Below are 21771 nucleotides of genomic sequence, written 5' to 3'. Positions count from 1 at the left end.
TGCTTCTGCGCCTCTCCCCTATGTGGGAGCGGCGCTCGTGCTGGTCAGTCTGTGTCTGTGTTTTTGTCGGTGTTGCTGTCGGCTCCACTTCCAACCTCGGCGAGGTGGAAGGTCTGTTCACCGCGGAGCCACGTGCCCACCACGCGCGCCGCGAATTCCGCGCCCTCGTACGGGGTGTTGCGGGACTTCGACGCCATCTCGTCGCCGAGCGCGGTCCACCCGGCGTCCGGGTCGACGAGGACGAGGTTGGCTGGCTGTCCCACCGCAATGGGGCGGCCCTGGTCCGCGAGACGGAGAATCTCTGCGGGGCGTTCGCTCATGACCTTGGCCACGAAGCGCCAATCAGCCAGGCCCGACTCGACGAAGACCTTGGCGATAATCGCCAGCGACGTCTCCAGGCCGATCATGCCGGGCTTGGCGTTTTCGAATTCCACGCATTTGTCTTCGGAGCCGTGCGGGGCGTGGTCCGTGGCCACGATGTCGATGGTGCCGTCAAGAAGCGCGTCGCGCAGGGCGATGGTGTCGCGGTCCTCCCTCAGCGGCGGATTGACCCGGTAGACGCCGTCGTAGGTCTCCAGCTTGGCATCGGTGAGCAGCAAGTGGTGCGGCGTCACTTCGGCAGAGACCTTGATGCCCTGTTCCTTTGCCCAGCGCAGCAGGGAGACAGTTCCTTCGGTGGAGGCATGGCACAGGTGGTAGCGCCCGCCGTAATCGCGCGTCATAATCAGGTCACGAGCAATCACGGACTCCTCGGCCACGCGCGGCCAGCCGCGCAGACCCAGGCGGGCAGCGTTCTCGCCCTCGTGGGCGCAGGCCCCCTCCGTCATGCGGTGGTCCTCAGCGTGCTGGGCCAGCACGACATCGTAGGCCTTCGCGTACTCGATGGCGCGGCGCATGAGCTGCGGGTCGTTGACGCATTTGCCGTCGTCGGAGAACATCTTCACGTGCCCGCGGGACATCAAGCCGATCTCGGTCAGAGTGTCGCCGTCCAGCCCCTTCGTGATGGAGCCGACCGGGTAGACATCGCATTTCCCGTATGCCTGGCCCTTCTCCCACACCGCGTCGGCGAGGAAGGGCTGGTCGATGACTGGCTGGGTGTTAGCCATGGTGAACACGGCTGTGAAACCGCCCCTGGCCGCGGCGTCGGAACCGGTGGCGATCGTCTCGGTGTCCTCGCGGCCGGGCTCGCGCAGGTGCACGTGCATGTCCACGAGCCCCGGCAGCAGGACCTTGCCGCCGCAGTCCATGACCTCGTCCGCGTCGTTGAAGGGGTTCTCGCCGATGGAGTCGATCACGCCGTCGGCGACGTCGATGAGGATATTGGTCTCGTCCTCCCCGTAGGGGCGGACGTTGTTGAGTGCGAGCGTGGTCATTTGGTGGCTCCTTCCTCAAGGCTGACCGGATCTCCGGACCCCGCGAGCAGAGTGAACAGCACTGCCATGCGGGTGTACACGCCGTTGGTCACCTGGTCGAGGACGACGGTGTTGGGGCGGTCGGCGACATCGAAGTTGATCTCCATGCCGCGCAGCATCGGGCCGGGATGCATGATCAGGGTGCTGCTATCGAGCTTCTCGGCGCGGTCCTTGGACAGTCCGTAGAGCGCCGCGTATTCGCGGTGGGACGGGAAGAAACCGCCGTTCATGCGCTCAGCCTGCACGCGCAGCATCATGACGACGCTGGGCGTTTCCGCCGATTCGAGTTCCGCGTCGAAGTCGTAGGCGACGCGGCACGGCCAGTGCTCCACCCCGGTGGGCAGCAGCGTCGGTGGGGCGACGAGAACGACCTCTGCACCAAGCGTGGACAGCAGGTCGACATTAGAGCGCGCCACGCGGGAATGCAGGATGTCGCCGACGATGAGGACCTTCTTGCCGGCCACGTCGCCGATGCGCTGGCGCATCGTCACAGCGTCGAGAAGCGCCTGCGTCGGGTGCTGGTGCGAGCCGTCACCGGCGTTGATGATGGACGCGCCCGGCACCCACTCACGCAACAGGTTCGGCGCGCCGGATGACGGGTGGCGCATGATGATCGCGTCAGCACCGACTGCGCGCAGGGTGCTCGCGGTGTCCTTGAGGGACTCGCCCTTCTTCACGCTCGAGCTCGACGCGGAGACGTTGATCACATCGGCGCTCATCCACTTGCCGGCGGTCTCGAACGAGGAACGGGTACGGGTGGAGTTCTCGTAGAACAACGTGAACACGGTGCGCCCGCGCAGTGTCGGCAGCTTCTTCATTTCGCGGCCGTCGAGGGCCTCGCGGAAACGATCGGCCTCGTCCATCAGACCGATGATCTCCTCGTGGCTCAGATCCGCGATGCTAATGAGGTGCTTCACTCTTCTCCCTCCTCTTTCATCAGGAGAACCGCATCAGCGTCGTCGAGCGGAGTCAGCGTGACACGGACATCCTCAGTGAGCGATGTCGGGATGTTCTTTCCCACGTAGTCGGCGCGGATTGGCAGTGCGCGGTGCCCGCGGTCGACGAGGACGGCGAGCTGGATAGCCTCGGGCCGGCCGATGTCGCTGAGCGAGTCGAGGGCGGCGCGGATCGTGCGGCCGGAAAACAGCACGTCATCGACTAGAACAATGGTCGCGCCGTTAATGTTGCCCGGAATATCGGTGGGAGCCAGCGCGCGGTGCGGGCGTCCGCGGAGATCGTCGCGGTAGAGCGTGACGTCGAGGCTGCCGACGGGAACGCTCACCCCCGAGAATTCCTCGATCGCCGCCGCAATGCGGTCGGCCAGGGGCACTCCTCCGGAGGGGATACCCAGAATGATCACTGGTGGAGCACCGTCTGAATCGAGTGCAGTTTTCTCGATGATCTGGTGCGCGATGCGTGCAATAGTGCGCGAGACGTCACTAGCGTCAAGCAACTCAGTGGCACTCATCGAACCTCCTTCCCCGCCTCTCTGTGCGGAATTTAAAGGATGCTTCTTTTAGAGCCTGCCTATGCTTGGTAGACGCTTGCCACAGTAGCACTTCCCCGCCCATTCATTTCATCGAAGCAGGTGCCCGCTTATGTGCCTCACCGCCACCCACACGATCCATGCGCCGCTTGACGACGTCTGGCGGTGGCACACCCAACCCGGCGCAGTTGAGCGGCTCACTCCGCCGTTCCTCCCCATGAAGGCGCTCTCCGGCGCTTCGTCCCTGAAGGACGGCACGACGGTCTTTTCCCTTCCGGCTGGCCAGAAGTGGGTCGCACGCCACATGCCGGACGGCTACATCGAGCGGGAGAAGTTCGTCGATGTAGCCGCCAACGCCCCCGTCAAGCAGTTGACCAAGTGGCGCCACGAGCACCACTTCGAGGCCGCCGGTGCCTCCACCCGCATCACCGACACAGTGCATACCACCGCCCCGGGGGCAGTCCTAGCCCCCTCCTTCGCCTACCGCCAGCACCAGTTGGCAGAGGACATCGCGTTTTTGGGGCGCATGGACCAGCTCGGTCCGGATGCGCCGGCAAAGAAGCTGACCATCGCCATGACTGGCTCCCGCGGGCTCGTCGGCACTGCGTTGTCGGCGCAGTTGAGCACCGCCGGCCACTCCGTCATCCAGCTCGTCCGCGGAAACGCCGGGGACGGCCAGCGGCACTGGGACATGGACAACCCGGACAGGAGTCTTCTCGACGGTGTGGATGCAGTGGTCCACCTTGCCGGCGAGTCGATCATGGGCCGGTTCACCGACGCCCACAAGGCGGAGATCTACTCCTCGCGCATCGGCCCGACGCGCCGCCTGGCGCAGCTCGCCGCCGATTCCGGAGTGGCGACATTCGTCAGCGCATCAGCGGTGGGCTTCTACGGCACCGATGCCGGCAGCCCGCCCCGCACGGAGGCCGATCCACTTGGGGATGGCTTCCTCGCCGATGTCGTGGACCAGTGGGAGCGCGCCACCAGCTACGCCCGCGACGCCGGGGTGCGCACCGTGAATATCCGCACGGGTCTGGCGCTCTCCGGCGCGGGCGGTCTCCTGCCGCTGCTGAGGCTTTCCGCGCAGACGGCAATGAGCGCCCGTTTCGGCGGCGGCGACTTCTGGATGTCCTGGGTCGCGCTCGACGACCTGACCGACATCTATTTCCGCGCGCTTGTCGACGACGCACTCGCCGGTCCGGTCAACGCCACTGCCCCGAACCCGGTGACCAACGCGGAGCTGTCCCGCACGCTCACATCCCTACTGCACCGGCCGGAATTGATGGGGATCCCCGAGTTAGGTCCCAAGCTCCTCCTGGGCGATGAGGGTGCCCGCGAGCTGGCGCTGGCCGACCAGCGTGTGGCACCGGCGGTCTTAAACGGTCTCGGCCACCATTTCCGCTACCCCACCCTCGTCGAAGCGTTGCGACACGAGCTGGGCAAAGAAGACTTCCTGGACGTTGAGCAAACTTCAGCCCTGTAGGGAGCCACGATGTAGCCTTGGGTGCCATGACCACACCGAACGACAATTCAGCCCCCGAGGCGGCAGCGGCCGGTGCGAGCGCCAGCGAGGACACTGTCCGCGAGGTGACGCTCACCGATATCGCCAATGTGCTCGAGGGGGAGAACCTCGAGTACCGCTTGGAGGAGCCCGTGGTGCGCACCGGCTTCGTCAACGCCGCGATGGTGTTCACCTTCGACGACGGAAAGCTCCTCTTCGAGTCCGTGTGGCGCGGCGAATTCGAGCCCGAGGATGTCTCCTCGCTGCTGTACGCCTGCAATGAATTCAACCAGTCGCACTTCACTCCGACGCTGCGCTTCTTCCAGAGCGAGGAGGAGACCCTCGCGATCACCGGCGTGCGCACTCTCGATGTGAGCAAAGGCTTGTCGACGAACCAGCTCGGTGCATTCGTTGTCACGTCGATCCAGGCGACGATGCAGGCGTTCAGTTTCCTGGCCGATTCGTTCCCGACAGCAGTCACGTGGGAGGAGAACTAATGTCCGCTGATTCCGCCACCCCTTCTTTGGTCACCATCGACCGCATTGTCCACGCTGCATCCCAATCCGGCATTGGCATCACCGCCGATGAAAGCGGCCGTGCCGCGCACGGCACCCACGAAGAGCTCCAGCTCATGGTGGTTCTCCTCGACTCGGTGTTCATCGTCCGCGCAGACTCCGAGACCGACACTGCCGCCGACTCCCCCGACGCGACCTACTACCTGGCGGCGAACGAGGTGAACTCCACGCTGATCGGCGCCCGCGCCATCGTGGGCAACCGCGCCGAGAATCTCGTGGTCCGCACCGAGGCCGAGCAGTCCGTCGCCGCCGGCATGACTGACGCACAGCTGCGCTCCGCCGTCTCCGCGGCAGTCAACGGCGTGGTCAGCGCCCACAACGCGATGTCGGCTCTATCCGAGCAGATCGCCGAAGCCCAGGCAGCCGCTGAAACGAACGGCGGAGCACAGTAATGACGTATCCCCCGTACGGCCCCCAGTACCCGGACAACAACCCGCAGCAGCCGGCCGGCGGGTACCAGCTCAACGGCCACCAGCCGGGCCAGCAGGGTCAACCGGGTCAACCGGGCCAGCCGTATGGGGCACCGATGGGCGGACCGTCACCGTATTACGCGATGCCGCAGAACGATCAGTCAGCAGGCGGCTGCGCCTCCGCGTTGGTCGTGCTCTTCACCTTGGGGCTACCGATCATCCTTCTGATCATCGGCACCTTATTCGTCGTCGGCTTCGGCGTGTGGGCGGTCAACTACACCGATAGTGAGATATCCAGCTCATCCAGTACCTCCGCAGCGTCTGCCGCCGTGACGACGACACCGCGGCCGGAGCCCGCCGCCTCCGAACCGCGGAAAGCCCCAGATAATGCCGTGCGGTAGTCCCCCCGCTACCGCGTATGGGACGTGGTGGATCTCGGCGGGCCTTGGCGGACTCGGGGGAATTAATTCCGCAGCTCGTGGCTGAGCGCGTCGAGCTCGGCTCCGCCGGACATTTCGCGGGTCAGCTCGTCGAGTGTCACCTCATCGCGGGAGGCGTTCAACTCCTGGCGTCCGAGCTTCAAAATGGTGAAGTGGTCCCCCACCATGTGCGCGTGATGCGGGTTATGGGTGACAAAAACGATGGCCACTCCACGGTCCCGTGCTGAAGCGATGAACTTGAGCACCACGCCCGATTGCTTCACGCCAAGTGCCGCGGTGGGCTCGTCGAGCACCACCACGCGGGCACCGAAATAGACTGCGCGGGCAATCGCGACGACCTGGCGCTGGCCCCCGGAGAGGTTCCCGGCCTCCACATTCACGTCGGGGATGTCGATTCCCATCTCCAGCAACTGCTCGGAGCAGATGCGTTTCATCTCCTCCTGTTTGAGCACCCCGAATGCGCCGGTTAGTTCCTGGCCGAGGAAGAAATTCCGCCACACGCTCAGCTCATCCACCACTGCCAAGGTCTGGTAGACCGTCGCAATGCCCGCATCAATGGCCTGGCGGGGTGAGGAGAAGGTGACCGGGGAGCCGTCGATAAGCAGCTCTCCGCTCGTCGGCTCGTGCAATCCCGCGAGGATCTTGATCAACGTCGACTTGCCCGCGCCGTTGTCGCCGAGGACACACGTGACTTCGCCTTCCTCGATGTCGAGGTCGACCCCGCGGAGAGCGTCGAAACTGCCGTAGGACTTGGTGATGTCCCGCAATTCAATGATGGCCATCGAGCTACCTCCGTTTCGTGATGTTGGCGAACGACGTGTTGGTGAACACTGCGAACAGGAGCATCGCGCCAAGGAAGAATTTGAACCAGTCGGGGTTCCACCCGGCATAAACGATGCCCTGATTGGTCATGCCGAAGATCAGTGCGCCGATCATCGTTCCGATCGCTGTGCCGCGGCCGCCCTTCATCGCACAGCCGCCGATGACGGCCGCGATGATGTACAAGAATTCGTTGCCCACGCCCTGCCCTGCCTGGATGGAGTCGAAGGCGAACAAGGTGTGCATGCCCACGAACCATGCCGCGAAGCCGACCGTCATGAACAGGGCGACCTTGACCCGGCCGACCGGGACGCCGACTGCGCGGGCAGCGTCCTCGTCGCCGCCGACCGCGGTGATCCAGTTGCCGAATTTCGTGCGGAAGAGCACGAAGGACGCGATGGCGACGAAAAGCAGCCACCACAGCACAGTGACGCTGATGCGCACATCGCCGATGTGGAAGCTACCGGCAAAGAATGTCCGCGCAGACGGGAAGCCCTCCATGTCTGCGATCGTCGGGGTGGCCACCTGGCCGGTGACAAGTTTGGTGACGGCCAGGTTCAATCCTTGCAGCATGAGGAAAGCCGCCAGAGTGATCAAGAAGCTGTCGATGCCTGTGCGGGAGACTAAGAATCCGTTCAAAGCGCCGATGGACAAGGAAATCACCAATGCGAGTCCTGCCCCGACCCACGAATTCAAGTGCAGGTTGTAGTTGAGCATCGTCGCCGCCAGCGCCGCCGTAGTCACGGCGACACCGGAGGACAAGTCGAATTCGCCGCCGATCATGAGCAAGCCGACGGCGAGCGCCACGATGCCGAGAGTCGAGCTGGCGTAGAGAATCGTCGCCATTGCCTCGAAAGAACGAAACGCGGGCGCCACCGCGAGAAAGAGCGCGAAAATAGCCAGGAAGCCGAGCAGGCTGGCCAACTCCGGGCGACGAATCAGTTTCGCCATTCCGGTGTGGGTGCGCAGACGGTCGTCGGCGTTGGTGTCTTGCGGGGAGACATGCGCTGTCGCTTTGACCTTTGTGACGGGTTCAGGTGCGGCCGTGCTCATCGCAGCCCTTCCTTCGCGGCTTCAGCAATCGTGTCCACGTTGCTGCTGTCCACGAAACTCGGTCCGGTGAACACCGGCTGCCCCCCGCCGAACGTGCCACCATTGCGCTTGGCCACCCACAGCGAGTCGACCGCCAGGTAGCCCTGGAGATACGGCTGCTGGTCGACTGCCCAAGCGACGCGCCCGTCAGCGATCGCGCCGACAAGCTCGGAGTTCGTGTCGAACGTGACCACCTGTGCCTCGGAACCGGACTGCTTGACTGATTCTGTGGCCCGCATGGCCACTGGAGCCTGCAGCGCGAAGACAGTGTCGAAGCTGGAGTCCTGGCTCAACTTCGAGTTGATTGTCGACTGCACGGATGTCAGGTCCTGGCCGTTGACGTAGAGGATCTCGACCTCTCCACCGCCGAGGCCCTTCTTCACTCCGTCGCAGCGGGCCTCCTGGGAGGAGTTGCCCTGCTCGTGAATCACGCAGAGCACTTTCTTCTTCCCCTCCTCCTTGAGGCGTTCACCCGCTGTGGTGCCGGCGATCGTCTCGTCCTGGCCGAAGAAGCCGGTGATGCCGTACTTGGTGTACTCGTCCATGCCCGCATTCAGGCCGACGGTGGGGATGCCTGCGTCAACGGCGCTCTGCGCCGCCGGCCCAATTGCTTCCGCATTGGGCAACGTCACTGCGATGCCGTCGACCTTCGAGTCCACAGCGCTGCGCACCAGATTCGCTTGGTTGGGCGCCTGCGGGTCGGACGAGTAGCGCAGCTCGATATTGTCCTTCTTGGCCGCGTCCTCCGCCCCCTTACGCACGAGGTCCCAGTAGGTGTCGCCGGGCGCGCCGTGGGTGACCATCGCCACGACATAGCGCGGAGTGTCCACTCCGCCTGCAGTCCCGTCAGAACCGTTATTGCGCGGCGCGCCGCCTGTGGCCGAGCAGCCTGCTCCCGCCAGCCCAACAGCTGCGGTGATAGCCGCTGCCTTGAAAAACTTTCCGATCTTTAGCACTCATCTAGTGTGCCCCGCATGTGCGAGAAAGCGGGCATTCCGGAGCTGCTTTACCGATCAAGAAATATTCGTGCCCCCAGCCGTCCGGGATGTCGGAGCGAGGCACCGGAACTTTAGGACTCTTCGAGCCGCTTCAGTTCCAGATCGCGGTCGAAATCTGCAGCCGGCCACTCGAGGTTCAGCTCGCGAAGCGCCTTCAACAACAAGGTCTTGACCACGGTGCGGCAGTAGTCCTTGTCGTCGGAAGGCACGCAGTACCACGGCGCGGCATCGGTGGAGGTCCGCTTCATCGCGATCTCGTAGGCCTCTTGGAACTCGTCCCAGAGCATGCGGTCGTCGATGTCTCCCGGGTTGTACTTCCAGTGCTTGTCCTCGCGCTCGATACGCTTGCGCAGGTTCTCTCCCTGGAATGCCTTTGAGATGTGCGGCATCACCTTGATGATCTTGGTGCCGTTCGCCGCGGCTTCCGCCTCGAAGTCCACAATTGCGCCGTAGCGGCGCTCAATTTCCTCCGGCGGTGCCATCTCGCGCACGCGTTGGACGAGCACATCCTCGTAGTGGGAGCGGTCGAAAACGCTCACCATGCCCGGCTCCGGGAGGTGGGGCTTGATCCGCCACAGAAAGTCGTGCTTTTGCTCTTCCTCGGTCGGCTTGCCGAAGGCTTTGATGTGCACGCCTTGCGGGTCTAGGAGATCGCCGACGACGTGGCGGATGATCCCGCCCTTGCCGGAGGTGTCCATTCCTTGCAGCACGAGAAGGATCGACCCTGCGTTCTCGTTGCCGGCGCGGCCGTTGGCGTACAGGCAGTCGTGGAGCTCGGCTATCTCCTCGTCGTACTTTTCGAAAGCGTCGTCGATGTCGTCCTCGTCCACGCCCGGCGTGGATTCAGGATCGACGTCGGCGATTGTGAAGTCGTCGTCGACGCGGAGTTTCTCCGCTTCCTTGATGGACACCTTCGCCATGGCTGCGCGACTCCTATTCCTTCTCTTCTGCCGCCGGTGCATTCGTCTCCGGCTGCTCGGCTTCCGGCTGCTCGGCTTCCGGATTCAGCCCGATCCACGCTGTGCCACCGGAGAGCTCGGTGGATTCGGTGACCTCGGGAGCGACTTCGGGACTGAACTGCGGAGCTTCCGCACCCCGCTCATCGCCGGAATCAAACTCATTGGCGGTACCGAACTCATCATCGGCGGTGTCAACACCGGCGCCTGGCGGGGAGGTCACCATCTCCGGGGCCTCAGCGGCGTTGGCCTGGATGATGTCGTCGAGGACAGCGTGAATGTACGGCGAGGCGTTGTCCCCGGCGTATTCCGTGGACATCTCCATGGCGTTGGCGATGATGATCGCCGGGGCGACATCGTCATTTTGGAGGATCTCCCACGTGGCAACGCGGAGGATCGCGCGATCGACTGCCGGGAGACGGTTTAGCTCCCAGTTCTCGGACAAGAAGCGCTCGATGGAATCGTCGATCTCGTCGAGATTCTCGGCGGCGCCAGCGATGATCTCGCGCGTGTAGTCAGCGACAGGGGCCACCGCATTCGCCGGGTCCTGGGCTAATGCGGCACGGTCCTCGACGATGGAGACGGGATCGATGTCGCGGGTCTCCGCCTCGAAGAGAATGTCTACTGCGCGGCGGCGCGCACGGTAGCGCGCACCATGACGTTTGTAATCAGGCATTTTCTCAACCAAGAAAGAAGGTGCAGGGAAAAATGAGGTGGATCCGAGCGGATCCACCTTCATTCGTGCGTCTTAGTTGTTGACGCGGGAGAGGTACTCGCCGGTGCGTGTGTCGACCTTGAGCACGTTGCCGGTCTCGATGAACAGCGGCACCTGGATCTCAGCGCCCGTCTCCAGCTGGGCCGGCTTGGTGCCGCCGGTGGAACGGTCGCCCTGCAGGCCCGGATCGGTGTGCTCCACCTTCAGGTCCACGGAAATCGGCAGCTCGGCGAAGAGTGCCTCACCGTCGTGGAAGGAAACCTGCACGCGCATGTTCTCCAGCAGGAAACGTGCGGCATCGCCGAACTTGTCCTCGCCGAGCTCGTACTGCTCGAAGGTCTTGTCGTCCATGACGACGTAATTGGTGCCGTCGTTGTACAGGTAGGTCATGTCGCGGCGGTCCACCGTCGCGGTCTCCACCTTCACGCCGGCGTTCCAAGTCTTGTCGACAGTCTTGCCGGAGACGACATCCTTGAGCTTCGTGCGCACGAACGCGGGGCCCTTGCCCGGCTTGACGTGCTGGAACTCGATGATCTGCTGCAGCTTGCCGTCAACCTTGAGCACAAGGCCGTTCTTGAAATCAGCGGTCGTTGCCACGATATTCTCCCTTATTTTCGGCTCGGTGGGTGATTCAAACATGGCTATGCTACACCACGGCCCGCGCTGGGCCGCACGGTCATAGCCCCGGGTTTACCTACAGGATGGTCAGTTCCTTCGGCGCGGGCGTGATCACTTTCGGCGCACCGGAGGTGATGATCAGGGTGTCTTCGATGCGCACGCCGCCCTTGCCGGGCACGTAGATGCCGGGCTCAATGGTCAGCGTCATGTTCTCTTCGAGCACGCCCTGAGCGCGTGTCGACGCGGCCGGCCCCTCATGCACTTCCAGCCCGATGCCGTGGCCGGTGGAGTGCACGAAATAATCGCCGTAGCCAGCCTCGGTGATGATGTCACGGCAGGCCTTATCGACGTCGACGAGCGGGCGGCCCGGTGTCGCGGCGGCGACACCGGCTTTCTGCGCCTGCAGGACGATCTCGTAGATCTCCCGGTTGAAGTCGCTCGGTTCACCTATGCAGAACGTGCGGGTCATGTCCGAATTGAAGCCGACGTAGTGCGCGCCGAAATCGATGGTGACCAGGTCCCCATCGGTGAGCTCACGGTCCCCGGCGGCGTAGTGCGGAAGCGCCGAATTCGGCCCCGACGCGACGATGGTGTCGAAGCTGACACGCTCCGAACCGAGCAAACGCATCCGGTGTTCGAGGTCGGCGGCGACCTCTTTCTCGGTGCGGCCGGCACGCAGCTCGCCGGCGTCGATAAGCTGCGCGAGCGCGTCAACGGCAATCTTCGCGGCGTCCTCGAGGCGGTGTAACTCAAAGCTGTCCTTGAGCAGCCGGATCTGCTCGACCACACCCTTCACTGGGACGAGTGCCACCGAATCGGGTGTGGCCTTGTCCAGCCGCTCGAGCTCGTCCACCGTCACCCTGGTGGGGTCGAAGCCGACGCGCCACCCTTCCGGCACTGTCGCCAGGACCGCGGTGCCTGCCTCACGCTCGATGATCGCATCGATGTCGGGGACTTCCTCGGCGATCTGGGTGGTGTACCGGCCGTCAGTGGCGATCGCGGCCGAGAGGTCCTTGTTCATCAGCAGCGCGCCGTTGGAACCGCTGAAACCGGAGAAATAGCGCACATTCGTGGGGTCCGTGAGCAGGAACGAGTCGATCCGCTGAGCCGCGAGCTTCGCGGACAGTTTGCGGCGGCGGGTGAGAAAGCGGGAATCTGCAAAGCTCATTTACTTAGCCCTCCTCAGGAAGTAGTCGAGCGCCATGTCGTAGCCGTCGGTGCCGAGCCCGGCGATGACGCCGGCGGCAATCGGCGAAAGGTACGAGTGGTGGCGGAACGGTTCACGTGCGTGGACGTTGGAGATGTGGACTTCTATGAAGCCGGGGCCGTCCTGCAGCTCCACCAGAGCGTCACGCAGCGCCACAGAGGTGTGGGTGAAGCCGCCGGGGTTGATGATCACGGGCCAGGAATTGTCGGCGGCCTCGTGCACGGCGTCGATAAGCTCGCCCTCGTGGTTGGACTGCAAGAACGCAATGTCCGTGCCCGCCTCCTCGGCGCGCGAGCGCAGGTGACTCTCAATGTCCGCCAACGTGGTCGTGCCGTACACCTCCGGCTGCCGCTTGCCCAACCTGTTCAGGTTCGGGCCGTTGAGCACCAGGATCTTCACGTCGGGGCCTCCTCGCCGCTCAGCGTCGCGCTGAGACTCAGTCTTGATTTGTCACCGGGCCAGGCACGGCCGGTGCTCACTGTGAAAGCTCAGTGTACGCGGTGCGCAGCTCCTCGATGCCCGCATCCTCGATTCGGGTGGTGCTGCCGATCCCGTCAAGGGCGACGAACCTGATCTGCCCGTTGCGGTTCTTCTTGTCGTGCGTCATGCCCTCGTACAGCTCATCGAACGCACCCACCTCGTAGGTCGTGGGCAAACCGACTGCTTCGAGGATCTCGCGGTGCATGTCCACCACATCGTCCCCGATGAGCCCGCGGTTGCGCGCCAGCTTTGCGACGAACATCATTCCGACCGCCACCGCGTTCCCGTGGCGCCAGCGGTAGTCTTCCCGCTTCTCGATGGCGTGACCGAGAGTGTGGCCGTAGTTGAGGATCTCGCGCAGGGAGGACTCCTTCAGGTCCTGTGTCACAACCGAAGCTTTCACCGCGACGGAACGCTCGATGAGCTCCGCGATCTTGTCGGTGGGCACGCTGCCTCCCGCGCGGTAGATGTCCAGGATCACCGGGTCAGCGATGAACCCCGTCTTGATGATCTCGGCGGAGCCGGAGACGAACTCCGCCTCCGGCAGGGTATCCAGGCGGTCGAGGTCGATGAACACGGAATCCGGTTCGTGAAACGCACCGACCAAGTTCTTGCCTGCGGCAGTGTTGATGCCGGTCTTTCCGCCGACGGCGGCGTCGACCATCGCCAGCAATGTGGTGGGAACCTGGACGACCTTGATGCCGCGCATCCACGTGGCGGCAATGAAACCAGCCAGATCGGTGGCGGCTCCCCCGCCAAGGCCAACGACAGCATCCTGACGCGAGAAATTCTTCTCGCCGAGTGTGTCCCACAATTGCCCGGCGACAGCGAGCGATTTCCCGTCTTCCGCATCCGGAATCGGAGCCAACGCCGCGCTGAGGCCTACGCCCTCCAAGCGCGCACGGAGCGCCTCAGCCGCACCCGCGAGCGGTTCCTGGTGCACGATCAGTGCCTGACGCGCACCTGACTCAGCGATGCGTTGCGCCACCTGGCCGTCCAGCCCGTGGTCGATCCGGACGGTGTACGGGGACGGTCCTGCGACCTGAATCTCGGCCATGAGGGGGGCGCTCCTTGCTGTGGGCTCTCGGGGTTGTGAACGTTGTGGGGGCTAGAGGGTGTCGATCAGCGAGAGAATCTCAGCGACGAGCCGCTGCGGCGGGCGGGAATCGGTACGCACACGGTGCATGGCCACCTCCCGGTAGAAGGGCTCACGGGACTCGAGCAGCGCACGGTAATGCGCCACGGGATCGTCGGCATTGAGCACTGGGCGGAAATCGTTGCCGGAGGTGCGGCGCACGCCTTCCTCAACGGAGACGTCGATCCAGACAACGTTGTGCGCCTGGAGCAGCCTCCGTGTGGACTCGGTGAGCACTGCCCCACCGCCCAAACTGACTACTCCACCGGATGCCAGCGAACGAGCGACGTATTCTGCCTCAACCTCGCGAAAGCGCTCCTCCCCCAGATCACTGAAGACCTCGCCGGTGGGTTTTCCCTCACCCTTGGCGATCAGATCGTCCGAATCGACCAACGGCAGGTTCATGGCGCGGGCGAGACGGCGGCCGATTGTCGACTTGCCGGCGCCGGGCGGGCCGACCAGAACAACGCGCGGCGAACCGTGGACCACGGGTTCCTCCGGCGCACCGAAAGCAGCGGCATCACCGTGCGAGCCGACCGGTTCCGCGACATTGGAAATTCGGCCGTGCTGCGCCGTGGACGGGTCGGGAGTACCAGCGGTGGCCGGGAAGCGCGCGGGGCGCTGCGGACGCGGCTTCGGCTGCGGCTGGGGCTGTGCCACAGAGTTAGTCATTGTTGTTTCCTCCAAACGCGAGACGCTCAGACACGTACTGCTTATACGCTTCAACGTTGCGTTTCGTTTCTTCCACGCTGTCGCCGCCGAATTTCTCCAACGTCGCACGTGCAAGCACAAGCGCGACCATGGCTTCGGCGACGACTCCGGCGGCGGGCACGGCGCAGACATCGGAACGCTGGTGGATGGCGGTGGCTGCATCCCCCGTCGCCATGTCGAGTGTCTGCAGCGCGCGCGGGACTGTGGAGATCGGCTTCATCGCCGCACGGACGCGGAGCTGCTCGCCGTTGGTCATGCCGCCTTCAAGACCGCCCGCGCGGTTCGTTGCGCGGTGAACGCCATTCTCATCGCGGAGGATCTCGTCGTGGGCTTCCGAACCGCGGCGGCGGGCCTCCTCGAAACCGTCGCCGATCTCGACGCCCTTGATCGCCTGGATGCTCATCAAAGCAGCGGCGAGCTGCGCGTCGAGGCGGGTCTCGCCGGAGACGTGGGAGCCCAATCCGATCGGCAGGCCGTCGACGATGACCTCCACGATTCCGCCGAGTGTGTCTCCCGCCTTCTTCGCCGATTCAATCTCGGCGATCATGGACTCCTCCGCATCCTTGCCGTAGGCGCGGACTGGGGACTCGTCGATCGCGTCATTGTCGCTGAACGACGGGGACGGGCCATCGTACGGCTCGGAAGCGCCGATGGAGATCACGTGCGAGTAGACCTCGACGCCAAGCACCTCACGCAGGAATGACCGCGCTACCGTGGCGGCCGCAACGCGGGACGCGGTTTCGCGTGCCGACGACCTCTCCAGCACCGGACGTGCCGCATCGAATCCGTACTTGACCATCCCGGAAAAATCCGCGTGGCCCGGGCGCGGCCGGGTCAGCGCCGCACCGCGGCCCGAATTCATCGCCTTCGCCACTTCCGGGTCGTCGTAGTCGAGCGCGTCCGGCGACATGATCGTCGTCCATTTCGGCCACTCGGTGTTCCCGATCATGATGGCGATCGGGCTGCCGATGGTCTTTCCGTGCACGACACCGGTCAGCAGGGTCAACTCGTCCTGCTCGAATTTCATGCGTGCGCCGCGCCCGTATCCGAGACGGCGGCGGGCGAGCTGGTGACCGATCTCTTCCGCGGAGACGGTGACCCCAGCCGGCATATTCTCGACCAGTGCGACAAGCGCCTGACCGTGGGATTCACCTGCGGTAGTCCAACGAAGCATGGAGGCATTGTCTCATACCGGTGACAGGAAAGTGCTAGCAATACCCACCAGCCATGCCGCGGCGAGCATAGACGGCCCGTGCGCCATCGTCTTCTTCCGCCGGGCCAACAGCACCAGAACAGTGAACATGCTGGCCAGAAACATTCCGGCGAGAACAGCGCCGACTCCCCCAAGAAGCGCGAGCACCACCCCCAGCGGCACCGCCAACTTCACGTCTCCCCCGCCAATTCCCCTTCCAGCAACCGCGTACGCCAGCGGCCAGACGAGCCCGGCCGCCCCTGCCGGCACGGCGACGCACGCGGCGGCCGCGGCACCCGCCACCGGCAAAGTCCACACGTCCGGCAGCCGACGTTCTTCCGCGTCCACCGCGATGAGCGCCACCGTCCAGATCGCCGCCGCCGCGCACAACACCGAGCTCACGGCAACGGCCCCCACCGAGATCTCCCCCATGACGCTCAACCTAGAACAGTGGCCGCCCGACCGCACAGGCGGGGTGCGCACTCTAATGCGCAACGGCGCTATCTAGCGAAGCAGTGGCGGAGTTCCAGGGCTCTACCGGCTTCACCGCTACTACCGGTTCTTCCGCGTCACTCCAGTGGGTGCCACCCAACCGACGTGGCGGAAGAGGGCTTCGCGCATTTCTTCGCGCGGAGCGGGGACACCGGTGAACTGCTCGAACTGCGAATAAGACTGGCACGCGAGCATGACTAGGCCGCCGACGGTCAGGTGGCCGTTTGACGCGCAGCGGGTCGCCAGAGGCGTGGGCCAGGGGTTGTAGATGACGTCGAGCAGCGGCGCGTGCCCGAGCTCCTTCTCACGTCCGGATAGCGCCGCTGAAGGGACGGTGGAGATGATCAGATCCACGCTCATCGCCAGCGGTTCCAGGTCTCGCTCGAAATCGATGAATTCCGTCTCAACGCCGTCCAGCAACGGCAGCAGCTCGGCCGAACGGTCGGAGCGGTTGAGCACCGTGACTTTTTCGGCACCGCGCTCCGCCAGCGACCACAGCGCCGGCCGGGCAGTTCCGCCGGCGCCGATGACAAGGGCATGGCCGATTGGTGTGTGCGTGCCGACGAGCTCCTCCAGCGCCCCCGCGATTCCTTCGCAGTCGGTGTTGTCCGCACGCCACGTCGACCCTTCGCGGACGAGGGTGTTCGCCGAACCGATCGCCTGTGCACGCTCCGTGACAGTGCCGCCGAATTCCAGCGCAGCGAACTTCCCGGGCATGGTCACGGAGAAACCACGGTATTCGTCCCCCGCCTCCCCGACTAGACCGGGGAGCCGCTCTGCATCGCACTCGATGCGCTCGTACGTCCAGCCTTCCAGGCCCGCGGCCTCGAAGCCGGCGCTGTGCAGCACCGGCGACAAAGAATGCTCGACCGGGCTGCCCAGGACTGCAGCTTTATGCTCGACGCTGACTGCTGTGCTCATCGCGTTGCTCTAACGCTGGGAATCGAGGATTCCGGAGTCGTATGCCTGCTGAACATTCGCCTGGTGCTCCTCGAACGTGTTGCTGAAGATCGTGGTGCCCTTGTCGTCGACGGTGACGAAGAACAGCCACGCGCCCTCGGCCGGGTGCTCCATCGCCTGGATCGCCTCCTCCGACGGCGATGCGATCGGAGTCTCCGGCAGGCCGTCCTTGGCGTACGTGTTCCACGGGGTGACCTTCTTGCGGTCGGTGTCGCCGGTGGCCAGCTCCACCGACTCCAGGCCGTAGTTCACCGTCGAGTCGAACTCCAAGCGCATCGGCTCCTTGAGCCTGTTGAGGATCACGCGTGCGACCTTGTCGAACTCCCCCTCCGGTGCTTCGCGCTCCACAAGCGACGCAGCGGTCAGCAGGTCGTAGGGGCTCAAGCCGATCGCCTGGGCGCGTCCGACGATGTCGGTGCTGTTGTACTTCTCTGTGGAACGGCTGATCAAGTCCGTAAGAATCGTCTGGGCATCCGCGTTCGGGTCGACGATGTACTCGCCCGGGGCGATCAGGCCCTCAAGGCGCTTGGGGTCGCCTTTGTGGGCGTTGACCGGGTCGACCGCCCACTGCGGAACACCGAGCGCCACCGGATCGGAATTGGCGGCCACGTCGTGGAGCTCCTTCACGCTCACGCAGCTGTCTTTCTCCCCTTCGGAGCCGCAGGAGACCGACGAGATGCTGCTGAAGATGCCGAAGCGCGTGTCGCCGCCGACGACCTTGACGTCCATCAACGTGGCGCCGCCGGGGATCTTGAGCATGTCCACCTTGTTGGCGGGATCGAGCAGGGCCTTGACGGCCTCGTCGGCACTCATCTTCTCCTGCAGGCGGTAGAAGCCCGGCTGGATGTTGTCCGCATCCGAGTTCGCCATCGCGGCATTCTGGAATGCTTTGTCTGAACGGACGACGCCTTTATCCGTCAGCGCGGGACCCATAGCCGAGAGGGTGGAGCCCTCCGGAATCTCAACGATCTGCTCGACGCCGTTACCGGCGCCTTTGAAATCGCTGCCGGTGGAGTTGCTCCGGGCGAATGCGATGTAGACGACAGCGCCGATGATCAGCAAGATCGACGCGACCAACACCGCGACTCCGCGGGTGCGCCCTTGAGACGAGGTTGCCGAGCTCACGTTTTAAGTCTCCTTGGGTTGTGGCGACGGATCCGCGCTGGCCGACTGCTCGGGCGCGGTTTCCTCGCGGTAGTTCTTACGTCCGTCCAGCCAAGACTGAAGGATGGCCACGGCCGCGGCCTGGTCGATGACGGAACGTCCCTCGCGCTCACTCACGCCAGAGGCACGCAGCGCATGCGTTGCCTCGACGGTGGTGAGACGCTCATCGGCGTACCGGACCGGAACATCGCTGCGGCGCGAAATCCGGAACCCGATCTCCTTGGCGTGCTTCACGCTGGACGATCCGTTGCCCTTGAGGTCGCGGGGAAGCCCCACCACGACTTCTACAGCGTCATATTCGTCGATGATTTCCAGCAGGCGTTCGATATCCTCGCCATCGCGGTCCTTGAACCCGGTGACGCGCTTGACTGTCTCCACGGGAGTGGCCAGCCGCGCATCGCGGTCCGAGGATGAAACGCCGATCCGGACGGTGCCGACATCGAGACCGATGCGGCGGCCGTTGCCGGGGTCGTCGACCCCGGGGTTGTCCGGATGAACTTTCATCGTGCGCGGGAACCTTTACTTTTGCTGAATACACCGTCGTTTCCACGGTAGTGCCCGGAGGCACTGCCGTTGTACCACAGGCAGGGCGTGTCACGTAATCAATTCGTGACCTTGTTGAAGCCTATCCTATATCTGCGAAATGCGTTCCCGGAGGGCAGCGAAACCTGCCTCGACGCCAGCGGCGTCCGATCCCGAGCCCTGCGCGAGATCCGGCTTACCGCCGCCCTTGCCGCCGACGTACTGGCCGAATGCGCCGACGAATTCGCCGGCCTTGACGCCCTCGTCCACGGCGGCCTTGGTCGCGGCCACTGCGAACGGGACCTTGCCGCCCGCTTCTGCTGCCAGCACAATCACAGCCGGAGTATCGCCGAAGCGGCCCTTGAGGTCCGTGGCGATCGTACGCAGGTCGCCGCCGCTCGTGCCGTCGGGAAGCTTCACGCTCAGGAAGCGGAAGGAACCGATCTCCTCCGCCTTGTTGACCAGTTCACCGGTCTGGTTGGCGAGCTCCTTCTTGCGCAGGTTCTCGATCTCTTTCTCGGCGGCGCGGAGACGCTCAGTGAGCTGGGCGACGCGTTCCGGAAGGTCCTCCGACGGGGTCTTCATCTCGCCGGCGAGCAGGTTCGCGATCGCGGCTTCCTTGGAGAAGTACTGGAAGGAATCCAGACCCGAGTACGCCTCAATGCGGCGTGCGCCGGACCCGACGGACGACTCGCCGAGGACGGCCACCGGGCCGATCTGCGACGAGTGTTCCACGTGGGTGCCGCCGCACAGCTCGATGGAGAACGGGCCACCGATCTCCACGACGCGCACCTCATCGCCGTAGTTCTCGCCGAACAGCGCCATTGCACCCATCTCCTTGGCCTTGTCCAGGGACGTCTCGAAGGTGTTCACCGCGAAGTCCGCGTCGACGGCCTGGTTGGTGATGGCAGCGATTTCCTCTAGCTGCTCCGGGCTCAGCTGCTCGGTGTAGTTGAAATCGAAGCGCAGGTAGCCCGGCTTATTCATGGAACCCGCCTGGACGGCGGTCGGGCCGAGCACCTGGCGCAGTGCCGCGTGGATCAAGTGGGTCGCGGTGTGCGCCTGGCGGGCGCCGTGGCGCCACGTCGGGTCCACCTCCGCCCGCACGGTCTGGCCGACATCGAGGCCGCCGTTGGCCACGGTCGCCTTGTGCACCCAGAGCTTCTTGTTGCCCACTTTCTGCACGTCGTGGACGTCCAGCACCGTGTCGCCTACGACGATGCGGCCGCGGTCGGCGAGCTGTCCGCCGCCTTCGGCGTACATCGGGGTAACGTCGAGAATGACCTCGACCTCGTCGCCCTGCGCGGCCTCGCCGACCTTCTCGCCCCCGCGGACCAAACCCAGGACCTTTCCCTCGTGGGACAGCTCTGTGAAGCCGACGAATTCGGTCGGGTGGCCGTCGATCCACTCGCGGTAGAGGGATTCGTCGATGTTGCCGTGCTTCTTCGCCTTGTTGTCGGCCTTGGCGCGCTGCTTCTGCTCGTCCATCGCCGCGTGGAACGCGTCCATGTCCACGTCTAGGCCGGCCTCCGCCGCCATCTCCAGAGTGAGGTCAATTGGGAAACCGTAAGTGTCGTGCAGCTCGAAAGCTTTCTCACCGGGGACCGTCTCTTGGCCGGACGATTTCAGCGCGCTCGCCGTCTCGTCGAAACGCGTGGTGCCGGACTCGAGGGTCTTCAGGAAGGCCTTCTCTTCGGCGATGGCGACGCGCAGGATGCGCTCGCGGTTGTCGGCGATCTCCGGGAAGGACGGGGTCATCGTGTCCATGATCGTGTTCATGAACGTCTCCAGCGTGTTGCCTGTCGCGCCGAGCAGGCGGGCGGAGCGCACGATGCGGCGCATCAGGCGGCGCAGGATGTAGCCGCGGCCCTCGTTCGACGGGGTGACACCGTCGAGAATGATCATCATCGCGGTGCGGGAGTGGTCGGCGATGACACGGAAACGCACGTCGTCGGACTGGTTGCCGGCACCGTATTTCGTCCCGGTGAGCTCCTCGGCCGCCGTGATCACAGGGGCGAGCAGGTCGGTCTCGTAGACGTTGTCCACACCCTGCAGAAGGCATGCCAGGCGCTCGATGCCCAGGCCGGTATCAATGTTCTTCTTGGGCAGTTCGCCGACGATGTCGAAATTGCCCTTCTTGTCCCCTTCGCCGCGGATGGACTCCATGAACACGAGGTTCCAGATCTCCATGTACCGGTTGTCGTCGGCGACCGGACCGCCGTCGGCACCGTACTCCGGGCCGCGGTCGTAGTAGATCTCGGAGCAGGGCCCGCACGGGCCCGGAATGCCCATGGACCAGAAGTTGTCCTCCATGCCCATGCGCTGAATGCGCTCGTTTGCGACACCGACTTTGTCGCGCCAAATCGCGGCGGCCTCATCGTCGTCGGTGAACACGGTGACCCAGAGGCGGTCCGGGTCGAGCCCGAAGCCGCCGTCTGCCTGGGACTTGGTCAGAAGGTCCCAGGCGAGGGTGATCGCGCCTTCCTTGAAGTACTGGCCGAAGGAGAAGTTGCCCGCCATCTGGAAGAACGTGTTGTGGCGGGTGGTAATGCCCACTTCCTCGATATCCAGGGTGCGCACGCATTTCTGGATCGAGGTGGCCTTACCGGTCTCGAACGGCGGGTTTTGCTGCCCCAGGAAGTACGGCTTGAACGGCACCATGCCGGCGTTGACGAAGAGCAGGGTGGGGTCGTCGAGGATCAGCGAAGCGCTGGGAACGGCGATGTGGCCGGCCTCGACAAAGTGCGATGTGAACCGGTCGCGGATCTCATGGGTCTGCACAGAGGAATCCTTAAATATGTGTTGCGTTGACAGTGCGTTTCTCGCCGTTTCACCTTACCCGCGCCAGGCGCACTCACGGTCACCAGCTCGCACGGAACGCGCGCA

At 64.4% G+C, this 21771-nt stretch carries 22 protein-coding genes and 1 pseudogene; 4 read left to right on the top strand and 19 right to left on the bottom strand.

What is annotated here, in order from left to right:
- Positions 1–44 precede the first annotated feature (44 nt).
- Genes QYR03_RS01875 through pyrR form a run of 3 tightly spaced genes read right to left on the bottom strand, consistent with a single transcriptional unit; the run spans position 45 to position 2880 of the window.
- Positions 45–1373 carry a dihydroorotase gene (locus tag QYR03_RS01875; protein WP_301712382.1) on the bottom strand — a complete coding sequence of 443 codons (1329 nt, stop codon included), beginning with the start codon at positions 1371–1373 and terminating at the stop codon, positions 45–47.
- Positions 1370–2329 (bottom strand): aspartate carbamoyltransferase catalytic subunit, encoded by a 960-nt coding sequence (locus QYR03_RS01870; protein WP_301712381.1) that lies wholly within the window; start codon positions 2327–2329, stop codon positions 1370–1372. The genes QYR03_RS01875 and QYR03_RS01870 overlap by 4 nt, the downstream gene beginning before the upstream one ends.
- Positions 2326–2880 (bottom strand): bifunctional pyr operon transcriptional regulator/uracil phosphoribosyltransferase PyrR, encoded by a 555-nt coding sequence (pyrR, locus tag QYR03_RS01865; RefSeq protein ID WP_301712380.1) that lies wholly within the window; start codon positions 2878–2880, stop codon positions 2326–2328. The genes QYR03_RS01870 and pyrR overlap by 4 nt, the downstream gene beginning before the upstream one ends.
- A 130-nt stretch (positions 2881–3010) precedes the next feature.
- Here pyrR and QYR03_RS01860 point away from each other — a divergent pair, with 130 nt between their 5' ends.
- From QYR03_RS01860 to QYR03_RS01845, 4 genes are read left to right on the top strand one after another with little or no spacing between them, the layout of a single operon-like run.
- Entirely contained in the window at positions 3011–4381 is a 1371-nt protein-coding gene (locus tag QYR03_RS01860; protein WP_301712379.1) for a TIGR01777 family oxidoreductase, read from the top strand.
- Between the two features lie 26 nt (positions 4382–4407).
- Entirely contained in the window at positions 4408–4896 is a 489-nt protein-coding gene (locus QYR03_RS01855) for a YbjN domain-containing protein (RefSeq protein WP_301712378.1), read from the top strand.
- Positions 4896–5366 (top strand): hypothetical protein, encoded by a 471-nt coding sequence (locus QYR03_RS01850; RefSeq protein WP_301712377.1) that lies wholly within the window; start codon positions 4896–4898, stop codon positions 5364–5366. Before QYR03_RS01855 ends, QYR03_RS01850 begins: the two co-directional genes overlap by 1 nt.
- Positions 5366–5785, top strand: coding sequence for a hypothetical protein (locus tag QYR03_RS01845; RefSeq protein WP_301712376.1), 420 nt, complete (start codon positions 5366–5368; stop codon positions 5783–5785). The genes QYR03_RS01850 and QYR03_RS01845 overlap by 1 nt, the downstream gene beginning before the upstream one ends.
- A 62-nt stretch (positions 5786–5847) precedes the next feature.
- Here the strand turns inward: QYR03_RS01845 and QYR03_RS01840 are convergent, their stop codons facing one another.
- The 16 genes and pseudogenes from QYR03_RS01840 to alaS all read right to left on the bottom strand — a co-directional run bounded on the left by QYR03_RS01840 (position 5848) and on the right by alaS (position 21666).
- Positions 5848–6606, bottom strand: coding sequence for an ATP-binding cassette domain-containing protein (locus QYR03_RS01840; protein WP_301712375.1), 759 nt, complete (start codon positions 6604–6606; stop codon positions 5848–5850).
- Between the two features lie 4 nt (positions 6607–6610).
- Positions 6611–7594 carry an ABC transporter permease gene (locus QYR03_RS01835; protein WP_259850860.1) on the bottom strand — a complete coding sequence of 328 codons (984 nt, stop codon included), beginning with the start codon at positions 7592–7594 and terminating at the stop codon, positions 6611–6613.
- 98 nt (positions 7595–7692) lie between these two features.
- On the bottom strand, positions 7693–8682 hold the full coding sequence (locus QYR03_RS01830) for a substrate-binding domain-containing protein (protein WP_301712445.1): 990 nt from the start codon (positions 8680–8682) through the stop codon (positions 7693–7695).
- Positions 8683–8804: 122 nt separating this feature from the next.
- Complete coding sequence (locus QYR03_RS01825) at positions 8805–9653, bottom strand: PPK2 family polyphosphate kinase (protein WP_301712374.1); 849 nt, start codon at positions 9651–9653, stop codon at positions 8805–8807.
- Between the two features lie 265 nt (positions 9654–9918).
- Positions 9919–10365: pseudogene (nusB, locus tag QYR03_RS01820) on the bottom strand (transcription antitermination factor NusB); the annotation flags it as partial.
- A 72-nt stretch (positions 10366–10437) separates the two neighbouring features.
- Positions 10438–11001 (bottom strand): elongation factor P, encoded by a 564-nt coding sequence (gene efp / locus QYR03_RS01815; protein WP_259850676.1) that lies wholly within the window; start codon positions 10999–11001, stop codon positions 10438–10440.
- A 97-nt stretch (positions 11002–11098) separates the two neighbouring features.
- Positions 11099–12190, bottom strand: a complete 1092-nt coding sequence (locus tag QYR03_RS01810; protein WP_301712373.1) for a Xaa-Pro peptidase family protein — start codon at positions 12188–12190, stop codon at positions 11099–11101.
- The gene (gene aroQ / locus QYR03_RS01805; protein ID WP_301712372.1) at positions 12191–12628 is read right to left on the bottom strand and encodes a type II 3-dehydroquinate dehydratase; all 438 of its coding nucleotides are present in this window, start codon (positions 12626–12628) and stop codon (positions 12191–12193) included.
- 76 nt (positions 12629–12704) lie between these two features.
- Positions 12705–13766, bottom strand: coding sequence for a 3-dehydroquinate synthase (gene aroB / locus QYR03_RS01800; protein ID WP_301712371.1), 1062 nt, complete (start codon positions 13764–13766; stop codon positions 12705–12707).
- A 51-nt stretch (positions 13767–13817) separates the two neighbouring features.
- Positions 13818–14333 carry a shikimate kinase gene (locus tag QYR03_RS01795; RefSeq protein ID WP_301712444.1) on the bottom strand — a complete coding sequence of 172 codons (516 nt, stop codon included), beginning with the start codon at positions 14331–14333 and terminating at the stop codon, positions 13818–13820.
- 175 nt (positions 14334–14508) lie between these two features.
- Positions 14509–15729 (bottom strand): chorismate synthase, encoded by a 1221-nt coding sequence (gene aroC / locus QYR03_RS01790; protein ID WP_301712370.1) that lies wholly within the window; start codon positions 15727–15729, stop codon positions 14509–14511.
- Between the two features lie 12 nt (positions 15730–15741).
- Positions 15742–16179, bottom strand: coding sequence for a prepilin peptidase (locus QYR03_RS01785; RefSeq protein WP_301712369.1), 438 nt, complete (start codon positions 16177–16179; stop codon positions 15742–15744).
- A 120-nt stretch (positions 16180–16299) separates the two neighbouring features.
- On the bottom strand, positions 16300–17160 hold the full coding sequence (locus QYR03_RS01780) for a shikimate dehydrogenase (protein WP_259850656.1): 861 nt from the start codon (positions 17158–17160) through the stop codon (positions 16300–16302).
- 9 nt (positions 17161–17169) lie between these two features.
- Positions 17170–18324 (bottom strand): endolytic transglycosylase MltG, encoded by a 1155-nt coding sequence (gene mltG / locus QYR03_RS01775; protein WP_259850655.1) that lies wholly within the window; start codon positions 18322–18324, stop codon positions 17170–17172.
- Positions 18325–18327: 3 nt separating this feature from the next.
- Positions 18328–18867: a Holliday junction resolvase RuvX gene (gene ruvX, locus QYR03_RS01770; protein ID WP_259850653.1), complete on the bottom strand. Its 540-nt coding sequence runs from the start codon at positions 18865–18867 to the stop codon at positions 18328–18330.
- A gap of 126 nt (positions 18868–18993) precedes the next feature.
- Positions 18994–21666 (bottom strand): alanine--tRNA ligase, encoded by a 2673-nt coding sequence (gene alaS / locus QYR03_RS01765; RefSeq protein ID WP_259850651.1) that lies wholly within the window; start codon positions 21664–21666, stop codon positions 18994–18996.
- Positions 21667–21771: the final 105 nt, after the last annotated feature.

The sequence above is a fragment of the Corynebacterium sp. P4-C1 genome (genome assembly GCF_030503595.1).
In the GTDB taxonomy this organism is placed as follows: Bacteria; Actinomycetota; Actinomycetes; order Mycobacteriales; family Mycobacteriaceae; genus Corynebacterium.
The sequence above is the reverse complement of the archived record's forward strand: the minus strand, read 5'-3'. Positions and strand labels throughout refer to the sequence as shown.

What these genes read in the sequence shown, in the direction of transcription:
- QYR03_RS01875 (WP_301712382.1), bottom strand. Translation starts at nt 1,373, where the DNA reads ATGACCACGCTCGCACTCAACAACGTCCGCCCCTACGGGGAGGACGAG.
- pyrR (WP_301712380.1), bottom strand. Translation starts at nt 2,880, where the DNA reads ATGAGTGCCACTGAGTTGCTTGACGCTAGTGACGTCTCGCGCACTATT.
- QYR03_RS01860 (WP_301712379.1), top strand. Translation starts at nt 3,011, where the DNA reads ATGTGCCTCACCGCCACCCACACGATCCATGCGCCGCTTGACGACGTC.
- QYR03_RS01855 (WP_301712378.1), top strand. Translation starts at nt 4,408, where the DNA reads ATGACCACACCGAACGACAATTCAGCCCCCGAGGCGGCAGCGGCCGGT.
- QYR03_RS01850 (WP_301712377.1), top strand. Translation starts at nt 4,896, where the DNA reads ATGTCCGCTGATTCCGCCACCCCTTCTTTGGTCACCATCGACCGCATT.
- QYR03_RS01845 (WP_301712376.1), top strand. Translation starts at nt 5,366, where the DNA reads ATGACGTATCCCCCGTACGGCCCCCAGTACCCGGACAACAACCCGCAG.
- QYR03_RS01840 (WP_301712375.1), bottom strand. Translation starts at nt 6,606, where the DNA reads ATGGCCATCATTGAATTGCGGGACATCACCAAGTCCTACGGCAGTTTC.
- QYR03_RS01835 (WP_259850860.1), bottom strand. Translation starts at nt 7,594, where the DNA reads ATGGCGAAACTGATTCGTCGCCCGGAGTTGGCCAGCCTGCTCGGCTTC.
- QYR03_RS01825 (WP_301712374.1), bottom strand. Translation starts at nt 9,653, where the DNA reads ATGGCGAAGGTGTCCATCAAGGAAGCGGAGAAACTCCGCGTCGACGAC.
- QYR03_RS01810 (WP_301712373.1), bottom strand. Translation starts at nt 12,190, where the DNA reads ATGAGCTTTGCAGATTCCCGCTTTCTCACCCGCCGCCGCAAACTGTCC.
- aroB (WP_301712371.1), bottom strand. Translation starts at nt 13,766, where the DNA reads ATGGCCGAGATTCAGGTCGCAGGACCGTCCCCGTACACCGTCCGGATC.
- aroC (WP_301712370.1), bottom strand. Translation starts at nt 15,729, where the DNA reads ATGCTTCGTTGGACTACCGCAGGTGAATCCCACGGTCAGGCGCTTGTC.
- QYR03_RS01785 (WP_301712369.1), bottom strand. Translation starts at nt 16,179, where the DNA reads ATGGGGGAGATCTCGGTGGGGGCCGTTGCCGTGAGCTCGGTGTTGTGC.
- QYR03_RS01780 (WP_259850656.1), bottom strand. Translation starts at nt 17,160, where the DNA reads ATGAGCACAGCAGTCAGCGTCGAGCATAAAGCTGCAGTCCTGGGCAGC.
- ruvX (WP_259850653.1), bottom strand. Translation starts at nt 18,867, where the DNA reads ATGAAAGTTCATCCGGACAACCCCGGGGTCGACGACCCCGGCAACGGC.